This is a genomic window from Thioclava sp. DLFJ5-1 (assembly GCF_002020115.1).
GTDB lineage: Bacteria > Pseudomonadota > Alphaproteobacteria > Rhodobacterales > Rhodobacteraceae > Thioclava > Thioclava sediminum.
The window spans coordinates 412,044-423,618 of sequence record NZ_MPZU01000004.1; the positions used below are offsets into that span (position 1 = coordinate 412,044).

Annotated in this window: 9 protein-coding genes; 4 read left to right on the forward strand and 5 right to left on the reverse strand. The window is 65.6% G+C overall.

All coding sequences use genetic code 11. From position 1 onward, the window contains the following. Nucleotides 1–354 precede the first annotated feature (354 nt). On the forward strand, nucleotides 355–1,866 hold the full coding sequence (locus tag BMI86_RS14760; RefSeq protein ID WP_078542067.1) for a YifB family Mg chelatase-like AAA ATPase: 1,512 nt from the start codon (nucleotides 355–357) through the stop codon (nucleotides 1,864–1,866). Here BMI86_RS14760 and BMI86_RS14765 read toward each other — a convergent pair. The 4 genes from BMI86_RS14765 to rsmI form a co-directional block, all read right to left on the reverse strand. After that, nucleotides 1,847–2,755 carry an alpha/beta hydrolase gene (locus tag BMI86_RS14765; RefSeq protein ID WP_078542068.1) on the reverse strand — a complete coding sequence of 303 codons (909 nt, stop codon included), beginning with the start codon at nucleotides 2,753–2,755 and terminating at the stop codon, nucleotides 1,847–1,849. The genes BMI86_RS14760 and BMI86_RS14765 overlap by 20 nt on opposite strands. A 1-nt stretch (nucleotide 2,756) precedes the next feature. Beyond that, complete coding sequence (gene gshB / locus BMI86_RS14770) at nucleotides 2,757–3,698, reverse strand: glutathione synthase (protein ID WP_078542069.1); 942 nt, start codon at nucleotides 3,696–3,698, stop codon at nucleotides 2,757–2,759. Nucleotides 3,699–3,771: 73 nt separating this feature from the next. Beyond that, nucleotides 3,772–4,137 (reverse strand): YraN family protein, encoded by a 366-nt coding sequence (locus tag BMI86_RS14775; RefSeq protein ID WP_078542070.1) that lies wholly within the window; start codon nucleotides 4,135–4,137, stop codon nucleotides 3,772–3,774. Then, nucleotides 4,134–4,952: a 16S rRNA (cytidine(1402)-2'-O)-methyltransferase gene (gene rsmI / locus BMI86_RS14780; RefSeq protein ID WP_246831726.1), complete on the reverse strand. Its 819-nt coding sequence runs from the start codon at nucleotides 4,950–4,952 to the stop codon at nucleotides 4,134–4,136. The genes BMI86_RS14775 and rsmI overlap by 4 nt, the downstream gene beginning before the upstream one ends. A gap of 221 nt (nucleotides 4,953–5,173) precedes the next feature. Here rsmI and BMI86_RS14785 point away from each other — a divergent pair, with 221 nt between their 5' ends. Genes BMI86_RS14785 through murJ form a run of 3 tightly spaced genes read left to right on the forward strand, consistent with a single transcriptional unit; the run spans nucleotide 5,174 to nucleotide 10,725 of the window. After that, nucleotides 5,174–6,349, forward strand: a complete 1,176-nt coding sequence (locus BMI86_RS14785) for a penicillin-binding protein activator (RefSeq protein WP_078542072.1) — start codon at nucleotides 5,174–5,176, stop codon at nucleotides 6,347–6,349. 58 nt (nucleotides 6,350–6,407) lie between these two features. Beyond that, on the forward strand, nucleotides 6,408–9,170 hold the full coding sequence (locus BMI86_RS14790; RefSeq protein WP_078542073.1) for a [protein-PII] uridylyltransferase: 2,763 nt from the start codon (nucleotides 6,408–6,410) through the stop codon (nucleotides 9,168–9,170). A gap of 1 nt (nucleotide 9,171) precedes the next feature. After that, a complete protein-coding gene (gene murJ / locus BMI86_RS14795) occupies nucleotides 9,172–10,725 on the forward strand; it encodes a murein biosynthesis integral membrane protein MurJ (RefSeq protein WP_078542074.1) in 1,554 nt (517 codons plus the stop codon). Nucleotides 10,726–10,888: 163 nt separating this feature from the next. On the opposite strand, the gene BMI86_RS14800 is transcribed toward murJ, so the two are convergent. Continuing rightward, the gene (locus tag BMI86_RS14800; protein WP_078520509.1) at nucleotides 10,889–11,575 is read right to left on the reverse strand and encodes a rhomboid family intramembrane serine protease; all 687 of its coding nucleotides are present in this window, start codon (nucleotides 11,573–11,575) and stop codon (nucleotides 10,889–10,891) included.

The window sequence follows — 11,575 nt, forward strand, 5'->3', positions numbered from 1 at the left end:
GCCTGAAACTTTGTGCGCGTGGCGCACTTGACGACGTTTTCAAGAGAAAAATGTAAGAAATTCATGCCGCTACGGGAAGGCCATCACTCCTTCTTGAGCACCGCATATCATAAGCGTGCTCACGGACACTTGAGCGACTGTAACGCAACATGTTGATCTTGTGCGCGAAACTGAAGCGACGGCTGTGCAGATATGCAGGAATTGCACCTTTATCCCTCTATTTCCACTGATGTTTCGAGCGGCGCATCCGTCTCCGAGTCGAGGGGCGAAGGATGCGGTGCCGGCCCCTACACCCGTTAACCATTCCTAAACCACGGCTGCGCTACCCCTCTCGGAAGAGGCGCAGGAGAGCCGATGGTCAGCCAGAGCTACACGGTCGCGTTCGAGGGGGTGGAGGCCCGCCTCGTGGAGGTGCAATGCGCGCTCTCCGAAGGCATGCCCGGCTTCGCGGTCGTGGGCCTGCCCGACAAGGCCGTGTCCGAGGCGCGCGAACGGGTGCGCGCGGCGCTCGGCGCGCTGGGGATCGCGCTGCCGATGCAGAAGATCACCGTGAACCTCTCGCCTGCAGACCTGCCGAAAGAGGGCTCGCATTTCGACCTGCCGATCGCACTGGCGCTGCTGGGCGCGATCGGGGTCGTGCCGCGCGACCGGATCGAGGCGCTGGTCGCCGTGGGGGAGCTGTCGCTCGACGGACGGCTCCTGCCTGTCGCGGGTGCCCTGCCCGCTGCGATGGCGGCCGCCGCGCAGGACAAGGGGCTGATCTGTCCGAAGGGCTCGGGGGCGGAGGCGGCCTGGGTCGGCGCGGCCGAGGTAACGGCGCCGGAGACGCTCGGCGCCGCCATCGACCATCTCAGCGGTCGCCTGCCGCTGGAGCCCGCCCGTCCGGGTCTCGTCCGCGACGCGCCGCATCCGCGCGACCTGCGCGATGTGAAGGGTCAGGAACGGGCCAAACGCGCGCTGGAGATCGCCGCTGCCGGCCGCCACCACCTGATGATGATCGGCACGCCCGGCTCGGGCAAATCCATGCTGGCCGCGCGCCTGCCCTCGATTCTGCCCGAGATGCGCCCCGAGGAGATGCTGGAAACCTCGATGATCCAGTCGTTGTCTGGGCTGCTGGCCGAAGGCGGCATCTCGCGCACCCGACCCTTCCGCGAGCCGCATCACACCGCGTCGATGGCCGCGATGATCGGCGGCGGACGTGGTGCCCGGCCCGGCGAGGTCAGCCTCGCCCACAACGGCGTGCTGTTCATGGACGAGTTCCCCGAATTCCCCCGCGCCGTGCTGGAGACCCTGCGCCAGCCGATCGAGACCGGCGAAGTCGTCGTCTCGCGCGCCAACGCCCATACCCGCTATCCCTGCCGCTTCCTGCTGATCGCGGCGGCGAATCCGTGCAAATGCGGATATCTCGGCGATGCGGAGCGCGCCTGCGCCCGCGCGCCCGGCTGCGGCGACGACTATCTGGGGCGGATTTCAGGGCCCCTGATGGATCGGTTCGACCTGCGCATCGAAGTGCCCCCGGTGCGCTATGCCGATCTCGACCTGCCCGCCTCCGGCGACAGCTCCGCCGAAGTCGCGGCCCGCGTCGCGGAAGCGCGCGAGCGGCAGGCCCAGCGCTTCGCGGATCACCCCGCGATCCGCATCAATGCCGAAGCCGAAGGGCAGCTACTGGAAGACATCGCGACGCCGGATGCTCAGGGGCGAGATTTACTGGCCCGGATGGCGGAGCGGGTCGGACTGTCGGCGCGAGGCTACCACCGGGTTCTTCGGGTTGCGCGCACCATCGCCGATCTCGACCATGCCGAGCACGTGCGCCACCCCCACATCGCCGAAGCGTTGAGCTATCGGCTCAGCGCCGTGGCAGGTTGAGCATCCGGCGCGCCGCCGCCGCCGCATCCTCCAGTGCCTCGCGCGCCTCGGGCACCCGACCGTCGAAGAATTGCCAGACATGCGGCGCGTCGGTCCAGCTTTGCACCGTGACATCCGCGTCGAAACTGCGCAGCCGCTCTGCCATGCGCAGCGCATCGTCGCTTAGAATCTCCCCCATCGAATGCTGGATCAGCACCGGAGGCGGATCGGGGAACTCCGCGAAAAGCGGCGAAAAGCGCGGATCGCGCGCGTCATGCCCGCGCAGCACCATCTCGCAGGTATCGCCAAGCCGCTCCACAGGCAGCATTGCATCCTTCGCGGCATTGACGCGGAGGCTCTCGCCCGAACAGGTCAGATCCGTCCATGGGCAGAAGGTAATCGCCCCCGCAGGCGGCGTGCCGCGCTGGCACAGCACGCTCAGAAGCGCCAATGTCAGACCGCCCCCCGCGCTGTCGCCCGCGATAACGATCGCTCTCGGGTCGTACCCCATCTCCAACAGCGCATCGAAAGCTGCGGTCGCATCCTCGAGCGCCGCACCGACCGGCGCCTCCGGCGCGAGGCGGTAATCCGGCACGACCACCTCGAGACCGCTCAGCTTCGCCAAACGCCCCGCGAGACCGCGATACATCCAAGGGGAGCCGGTGACGTAACCGCCGCCATGAAGATAGAGAATGATGCGCCCGACCGAGGACCGCCCCGCGCGCAGCGACAGCGCATTGCGCCCGGCCAGCTTGGTCGGCAGACGGCAGAGCCCGGTCGGCTCGCGCACGACCCAACTGGCCAATCTCTCCGTCGCGCGCCGCGTTTGCGCAGCCCCGTGGAACCGTCGCACCATCGGTTTCGCGATGCTGCGCAGCCAAAGATTGAGAAAGACCAGCCGGATCGACATATCAGCTCCGTTTCGCTTCGATCGCCTCCCAGATGCGGGCGGTGATATTCACGCCGTCGAACCGCTCAAGCTCCTGAATGCCCGTCGGCGAGGTGACGTTAATTTCGGTCAGCCAGTCGCCGATCACGTCGATGCCGACGAAGATCTGTCCCTTCTCACGCAGATACGGGCCGATCCGCTCGCAGATTTCGCGATCGCGCGCGGTCAGCTCGACTTTCTCGGGCCGTCCGCCGACATGCATGTTGGACCGCGTCTCGCCCGCCGCCGGCACCCGGTTGATCGCGCCAACGGGCTCGCCATCGACGAGAATGATCCGCTTGTCGCCCTTCGAAACGGCAGGCAGGAACTTCTGCGCGATCAGAGGCTCGTTGTTGATGCCGATGAACAGCTCGTGCAGCGACGACAGGTTTCGATCGTTCGGATCGAGCCGGAAGACCCCCGCCCCGCCATTGCCGTAGAGCGGCTTGAGAATGATATCCCCATGCTCCGCCTTGAAGGCCCGAATGGCCTCTAGATCGCGCGCGATCAAGGTCGGCGGCGTGAGGTCAGGAAAATCCAGGACGAGAAGCTTCTCGGGCGAGTTCCGGACCCAGAACGGATCGTTGACGACCAGCGTCTCGGGATGGATCCGCTCCAGCAGATGGGTCGTCGTGATATAGCCCATATCGAAGGGCGGGTCTTGTCGCAGCCAAACCACATCCCAGTCGCCCAGATCGACCTCGGTCTCTTCGCCCAGCGTGAAGTGGTTGCCCTTCTCACGCCGCACCACCAGAGGCCAGCCACGTGCATAGACGTGCCCCTCGCGGTAGATCAGGCGATCCGGCGTGTAGTAGAAAAGCTCGTGCCCACGCGCCTGCGCCTCTTCGGCGATCCGAAACGTGCTGTCAGCCTCGATATTGACCGCTTCGATCGGATCCATCTGGATCGCAACTTTCAATCCCATCCGCGCCCCCTCTTTAGACTGCAATCTTGATGCAATGTGGCGCGTCTGGATGCAACCTCAACCCACGGGCCGGTCACAATCCGAAATAGGCGTTCTCCAGCACCTTGATCTCCCCGATCTCATTGACCAGGGCGAGATCGAAGCGGACCTTGCGATTGCAGTTTGCCGGAGCGGGATGTCGCATCAGATATTCTTCGACCGAAATGCATATCCGGCGCATCTGGCGCTGCGAAAGACGTTCGGCCGCGCGGGCATGACTGCGCGACTTCTTCACCTCGACGAAGATCAGGGTGTCGCCCTCTCGTGCGATCAGATCGATCTCGCCGCCATATTTGCCCCGCCAGCGATGTTCCGAGACCGCGCGCCCTGCCCGCTCGTAATGCAGCATCACCTGCTCCTCGGCGGCGAGACCCGAATAATACGACAGCGATCCACTCATTTCTTCTTCTCCATAGCCAGAGCGGCCTGATAAACCTTGCGCCGCGGCAACCCGGTCGCCCCGGCGACAGCATCGACCGCATCGCGCAGCGACTCCCGATCGAGCGCGGCGCTCAACCGCCGCTCCAGCTCCGCGTCGTCGATTTCGACTGCATGCGGCCTGTCGACGACGACGACGATTTCGCCCTTGACCGACGACTCGGCCACGCTTTCCGCAAGCTCTTCCAGCGTTCCCCGGCGGACCTCTTCGAAGCGTTTCGTCAACTCCCGGCACAGCGCCGCTTGTCTCTCTTTTCCCAGACTATGGGCCGCGTCAGCTAACATTTCCCTAATGCGTTTGGGGCTTTCATAGAAAACCAGCGTCGCCGGAATTTCCTTGAACTCCGCGAGCCAGTTGCGCCGCGCGCCTTTACTATTCGGTGCAAATCCCGCGAAGAGGAAGCGATCCGTCGGCAGGCCCGAGAGCGTCAGCGCCGTCAGCACCGCCGAGGGGCCCGGTGCGCTATAGAGCGGCAGCCCGGCTTCGATCACCGCGCGGCCAAGCTGATAGCCCGGATCGGCGACCAGTGGCGTCCCCGCCTCGGAGGCGTAGACCACCGACTTCCCCGCCTCCAGGGCTGCGAGGATTTTCGGGCGCATCGCGGCGCCGTTATGGTCGTGATAGGCGAGCACCTGACGCCCGTTCAACGGCACGCCGTGAATCTCCATCAGGTGCCGCAGGCTGCGCGTATCTTCGGCCGCAAGCACGTCGGCTGCGCGCAGCATGTCGAGGGCGCGCAGGGTGATGTCGCGGGCGGCTCCGATGGGTGTCGCAATGAAATGAAGCCCCGGGCTTAACGGCGCCGGAACACTCTTGGTTCCCTTATTTTCCGCGTTTGCATCAGATACAACACCCTCGCCCATCGCCCGCCTCATCACTTGTGTGGAACGTTTACTTCACGCCTGCTTGTGCGTAGTCTCAGCCGCGTCATTTCCTCGCGGTTCGCAGGCGTTGCTTCAGTGCCCGGACCGGACGCCAACGCCCAAAAGGACGTATCATGTTTAATCTCATCCGTAACCCCCGCGCCCTCGCCGCGCGAATCGCAGCCCTCCTCGCATTGGTCTGGCTTGCGGCCTGTCAGCCGGGGCCGATGGGCAATTCCGGCCAGAAGATCGACACCAGCGCACCGGTCAAGGTCGCGCTTCTGGTCCCGGCCGGGTCCGGCAACTCTGGCGACGAGACGCTCGCGCGGGCGCTGCAGAATGCGGCGAATCTCGCGATTCAGGACCTGAAGGGCGCACGGATCGACCTGCAGGTCTACAACACCGCCGGCAATCCGCAGCAAGCTGCCGCGATGGCCACCAAGGCCGCCGATGAGGGCGCCAAAATCATCCTCGGCCCGGTCTATGCGCAATCGGCGAATGCTGCAGGTCTCGCGGTCGCCTCGCGCAACATCAACGTGCTTGCGTTCTCGAACAACACCAATGTCGCGGGCGGGAACGTCTTCGTGCTCGGCCCGACCTTCCAGAACACCGCCAACCGCCTCGTGAGCTTCGCCACACGTCAGGGCAAGAAGCGGATCATGGTCGTGCATGAGCAGACCACCGCAGGCGAGATCGGCGCACAGGCGATCCAGACCGCGGTCGCACGCTCGGGCGCTTCGCTTGCAGGCGTGGCCTCCTACCCGTTCTCGCAGCAGGGCGTGGTCGATGCGACGCCGCAGATCGCAAGCCGCGTGAAGTCCGGTGACGTCGATGCGCTGTTCCTGACAGCCGATACCGCAGGCGCACTCCCTCTGCTCACGCAGCTGATGGGCGAGCAGGGCGTGACCCCGCAGATGACGCAATATATCGGCCTGACCCGCTGGGACATTCCGCCGGCGACGCTGTCGCTGCCGGGCACCCAGGGCGGCTGGTTCGCCGAACCCGATCCGGCGCTGCAACAGCAGTTCGTGTCGCGCTACAGCGCCGCTTACGGCCAAGCGCCCCACCCGATCGCAGGCCTCGCCTATGACGGGATCGCGGCCATCGGCGCCCTGGTGAAGTCCGGCAATCCGAGCGCGCTGACCAAGCAGGGCCTGACCCAGCGTTCGGGCTTCGTGGGCGTCAACGGCGTCTTCCGCTTCCTGCCCGACGGCACCAACGAACGGGCGCTCGCCGTGGCGCAGGTCCGTAACGGCCAGGCGGTCGTGATCGACCCGGCGCCGCGCAACTTCGGCGGCTTCGGGTTCTGACCCGGACCGCCTTCAAACGAAAGGGCCCGTCAAGGGACAAGACTGCGCAGTGACCAGCATGACAGACCCCGCCCCGGCATCGACCGGGGCGCCCCTCCTTCTAAATCAACAGCGTTTGTTCGAGGCGCTCGACGCAGCGACTTCTGACATGCGCGACCCGAAGGACATCCGGGCCGCGACGGTGACATTCCTCTCCGAGGAGCGCCGCGCCGCCGCCGCCGCGATCGAGGCCGATTTCGAGACCCATCCGCGCGCCGCGCGCGACACGGTCGAAGCCTATGCCCAGATGACCGACGGCATCGTCCGCTCGGTGCTGCGCATCGCGACGGAGCGCCTGCACCCGAGCGGCATCCGCACCGAGGCGGAGCGTTTCGCGGTGCTCGCCGTGGGCGGGTATGGCCGGGCCGAGATGGCGCCGCATTCCGATGTCGATCTGCTGTTTCTCACCCCCTACAAGGTGACCCCCTGGGCCGAGAGCGTCATCGAGTCGATGCTCTACATGCTTTGGGATCTGAAGCTGAAGGTGGGGCACTCGTCCCGCACGCTCGACGATTGCATCCGGCTCGGGCGCGAGGACATCACGATCCGCACTGCCCTTCTCGAACATCGCTGCGTGGGCGGCGACGAGAAGCTGGCCGAGGCGCTGTCGCTACGGCTTCGTCACGATCTCTTCGAGGGCAGCGAGGCCGAGTTCATCGAGGCCAAGCTGGAGGAACGCTCGCAACGCCACCGCCGTCAGGGCGGGCAGCGTTACGTGCTCGAACCCAATGTGAAAGAGGGCAAGGGCGGGTTGCGCGACCTGCAGACCCTCTACTGGATCGGCAAATATATCCATCACGTGGGTCGCGCCCGCGAATTGATGAAGATCGGCGCCTTCTCCCCCGAGGAATACGAGACCTTCCACGAGGCGGAGAATTACCTCTGGGCGGTGCGCTGCCACTTGCATCTGATCTCGGGCCGCGCCTCGGATCAGCTGACCTTCGACATGCAGGTCGAGGTGGCCGAGCGCATGGGCTACCGCGATCTGGCGGGCCGCCGCGCGGTCGAGGTCTTCATGCAGGATTACTTCCGCCACGCGACCGCCGTGGGCGACGTGACCCGCATCTTCCTGACCAAGCTCGAAGCGCAGCATGTGAAAAGCGCGCCGATGCTTCAGCGGATTTTCCGCAGGCGGCGCAAACTGAAAGCCCCCTATTGCGAAGAGAACGGCCGCATAAATGTCGCCGACGAGCAGGCGTTCCTCTCCGATCCGGTGAACCTGCTGCGGCTGTTCGAAGAAGGGCTGCGCTCGGGGATGCTGATCCACCCCGACGCGATGCGGCTCGTCTCGGCCAATCTCGACCTGATCGACGACAAGGTGCGCAACAACCGCGAGGCGCAGCGCATCTTCCTCGATCTGCTGCTCAAGCATGGCAACCCGGAGCGCGCGCTGCGGCGGATGAACGAGCTGGGCGTGCTGGCCGCCTTCATCCCGGAATTCGAGCCGATCGTGGCGATGATGCAGTTCAACATGTATCACAGCTACACGGTGGACGAGCACACGATTCAGGTCGTCTCGACGCTCGCGCAGATCGAGCGCGGCGAACTGGTCGAGGATCTGCCGCTGTCGTCGCACATCCTCGAGGAAGGCATCAATCGCAAGGTCCTCTACGTCGCGCTTCTGGTGCATGACATCGGCAAGGGGCGGCCCGAGGATCACTCGATCCTCGGTGCGAAGATCGCCCGCAAGGTCGCGCCGCGGCTGGGCCTGAACCAGGAGGATTCCGAGACCGTCGAATGGCTGGTGCGCCACCACCTTCTGATGTCCGACGTGGCGCAGAAACGCGATCTCTCGGACCCGCGCACGATCCGCGATTTCGCCAAGCGCGTGAAGTCGCGCAAGCGGCTCGACCTGCTGACGGTGCTGACCGTCTGCGACATTCGCGGCGTCGGCCCGAATGTCTGGAACAACTGGAAAGCCACCCTGCTGCGCAAGCTGCATTCCGAAACCGCGATGGCGCTGGAGCACGGGCTGGAAGCGGTCAATCGCGAGCAGCGCACCGACGAGGCCAAGCGTGCCTTGCGCGAGGTGCTGGAGGCGGATGACAACTGGGACAAGGCACAAATCCGCGCCGAGCTGGCCCGGCACTACGCGCCCTATTGGCAGGCGCTCGCCACCATCAATCACGAGATCTTCGCGCGGCTCCTGCGCGATCTGGGCGATGACGAAATCCGTATCGACCTGCATCCCGACGACGATCACGACGCGACCCGCGTGAGCTTCGCGCTGGCCGATCACCCCGGCATCTTCTCGCGGCTCTCCGGCGCGCTGGCACTGGTCGGCGCGAATGTGGTCGACGCGCGCACCTATACCTCGAAGGACGGCTATGCGACCGCCGTCTTCTGGGTGCAGGATGCCGAAGGCCACCCCTATGAGGCGTCGAAGCTGACCCGGCTGCGCGGCATGATCGAGAAGACGCTGAAAGGCGAGGTCGTCGCCCGCGAGGCGCTCAAGGATCGCGACAAGCTCAAGAAGCGTGAGCGCGAGTTCAAGTTCCCGACCCATATCACCATCGACAACGAAGGATCGGATATCTACACGATCATCGAAGTCGATACCCGCGACCGGCCCGGCCTTCTCTACGACCTGACCCGGGCGCTGGCGTCGAACAATATCTCGATCTCCTCGGCGGTGATCGCCACCTATGGCGCGCAGGTCGTGGACAGCTTCTATGTGAAAGACATGTTCGGCCTGAAACTGCATTCCAAACCCCGCCAAGAGGCGCTCGAGAAGAAGTTGATGGACGCCATCGCGTCGGGCGCGAAACGGGCGGGCAACTAATATGAAACCAATCCGGCTGGTGCGCGGCTTCCTCACGGTGGGCGGCTGGACCATGGCGAGTCGCATCCTCGGTTTTGCGCGCGACATGATGATCGCAGCCTACCTGGGTGCGGGTCCGGTAGCCGAGGCCTTCCTCGTGGCCTTCTCGCTGCCCAACCTGTTCCGCCGCTTCTTCGCGGAGGGCGCGTTCAACACCGCCTTCATCCCGATCTTCTCGAAGAAGCTGGAGGGCGGCGAGAACGCGCAGGGCTTCGCACGCGAGGCGATGGGCGGCTTGGCCTCTGTGCTGATCTTGCTGACGCTGGTGGCCTCGGCGGCGATGCCGTGGCTGGTGCTGGCGATGGCCTCGGGTTTCGCGGGCGATGATCGGTTCACGATCGCCACAACCTATGGCCGGATCGCGTTTCCCTATATCCTTTTCATCTCGCTCAGCGCGCTTCTGTCGGGGGTGCTGAACGCTGCCGGTCACTTCGCAGCCGCTGCCGCTGCGCCGGTGCTGCTGAACATCACGTTCGTGATCGCGATGCTGATGGCCGATCAGGCGGGCTGGCCGGTGGGCGATGCGCTGGCCTGGGCGGTGCCGGTCGCGGGCGTGGCGCAGCTTGCGCTCGTCTGGGTCGCCGCATGGCGCGCGGGTTTCAAGATCGTCCCGAAGCGCCCGCGCCTGTCGCCCGACATGAAACGCCTTGTCCGCATCGCGATCCCGGCAATGCTGGCGGGTGGCGTGGTTCAGATCAACCTGCTGGTGGGCCGTCAGGTCGCCTCGCATTTCGACGGCGCGATCGCGTGGCTGAACTATGCCGACCGGCTTTATCAGCTGCCGCTGGGTGTGGTGGGCATCGCGATTGGCGTGGTGCTACTGCCAGACCTCTCGCGCCGGTTGCGCGGCGGTGACACGGCTGGCAGCCGCTATTCCTTCTCGCGCGCAGGCGAATTCGCGCTCCTCTTCACCGTCGGCCCCGCCGTAGCGCTTCTGGTGGCGGCCCAGCCCATCGTCTCGGTCCTGTTCGAGCGCGGCCAGTTCACCCACGAGGACACGATCGCCACCGCCTGGGCCACCGCGATCTACGGGCTCGGCCTGCCCGCTTTCGTGCTGCAGAAAGTCCTGCAGCCCTTGTATTTCGCGCGCGAGAATACCCGCACGCCGTTCAACTACGCGCTGGTCGCGATGGTGGTGAACGCGGCACTGGCGATCGGGCTGTCCTTCGTGATCGGCTATCTCGCGGCGGCTGTCGGCACGACGCTCGCCGCATGGGCGATGGTTGCGCAGCTCTGGCTCGGCGCGCGCCCGATGGGCGAGGCCGCGAGCTTCGATTACCGTTTCTACCGCCGCCTGCCCCGCATCGTGATCGCGGCGCTGGTGATGGGCGCTGCGATCTGGGCAGTGACCTGGGCGGTGCCGGGCGTGTTCGCCGTGCCGGGCCTGCGTGCGCTGGCGCTGCTGGGGCTCGTGCTGTTCGGCATGGTCGTCTATTTCGGCACGGCTATCGCTATCGGAGCGATGCATATGGCCGATCTGAAAGGTGCGATGCGCCGCGGTCCGGGCGGGGCGTGAGGGCAGCGCCCAACCCTCGGGTGGGCGCGCCGAACCGCTGGTGGCCAGGCACTTTATCTCTCGAGCCCGCGTGTCATCCGTGCCTGCACCGACATTGCCAATGCGCCCTCCCGTCGGGAGGGTCGGGCGCGGCCCGGGGCTGGTCGCCCCGAGCCAGGAAGGTTCACCGCCGCCGCAACCGCTGCAATGTCCGCTGCATCCCGCCGGGCGCCACGAAGAAGCTCAGCACGAAACCCGCGACGAACCCGACGATATCGGCGATCCAGTCGGGGCGCGCGCCGAAGATCATCGCGAAGATCAGCTGGATGCCCATCAGCGCCCCGATCAACGAAAACGCCCGCAGCTGGTTCGCATTCTCCTGCCCCAGCCGCGTCCACAGAATCCACGTGAAGGCCCCGATCAGCCCGTAATCGCCCGGATAGCCGCCATAGAGCCCGATCTGCGTAAACGGCAGCGCCGCATAGACCAGCGCGCCAAGGATCGTCGCGCCGAAGAACACGATCGCCACGGCGAGCCCCGAGAAGATCTCCCCCACCATCTTGCCCAGCGCCAAGAGGAACACGAGCACGAAGATCGCCTGCGTCACCGAGGCGTTCACGAAAGGATAGGTCAGAATGCGCATCATCTGCTCGGGCGGATATTGACCGGTTTCGAACATTGCGCGCATCACCTGCGGCGAGAAGGCGAATTTCTGCAGCGCGTCGAGCCGCCAGCCCGCCGCCTGCGCCCCGCCGATCAGCCCCGACTGGCCCATCGCGAAGAACAGCTCCGTCGCGATGATCGGCAGCGCCAGCAGCCAGACCACGGGCGGCAGCGGGTTCATCGGGTGTTCGTCATAGCCGTCGCGCAT

What these genes read in the sequence shown, in the direction of transcription:
- BMI86_RS14790 (WP_078542073.1), top strand. Translation starts at nt 6,408, where the DNA reads ATGACAGACCCCGCCCCGGCATCGACCGGGGCGCCCCTCCTTCTAAAT.
- gshB (WP_078542069.1), bottom strand. Translation starts at nt 3,698, where the DNA reads ATGGGATTGAAAGTTGCGATCCAGATGGATCCGATCGAAGCGGTCAAT.
- BMI86_RS14765 (WP_078542068.1), bottom strand. Translation starts at nt 2,755, where the DNA reads ATGTCGATCCGGCTGGTCTTTCTCAATCTTTGGCTGCGCAGCATCGCG.
- BMI86_RS14785 (WP_078542072.1), top strand. Translation starts at nt 5,174, where the DNA reads ATGTTTAATCTCATCCGTAACCCCCGCGCCCTCGCCGCGCGAATCGCA.
- murJ (WP_078542074.1), top strand. Translation starts at nt 9,172, where the DNA reads ATGAAACCAATCCGGCTGGTGCGCGGCTTCCTCACGGTGGGCGGCTGG.
- BMI86_RS14760 (WP_078542067.1), top strand. Translation starts at nt 355, where the DNA reads ATGGTCAGCCAGAGCTACACGGTCGCGTTCGAGGGGGTGGAGGCCCGC.
- BMI86_RS14800 (WP_078520509.1), bottom strand. Translation starts at nt 11,575, where the DNA reads ATGCGCGACGGCTATGACGAACACCCGATGAACCCGCTGCCGCCCGTG.
- BMI86_RS14775 (WP_078542070.1), bottom strand. Translation starts at nt 4,137, where the DNA reads ATGAGTGGATCGCTGTCGTATTATTCGGGTCTCGCCGCCGAGGAGCAG.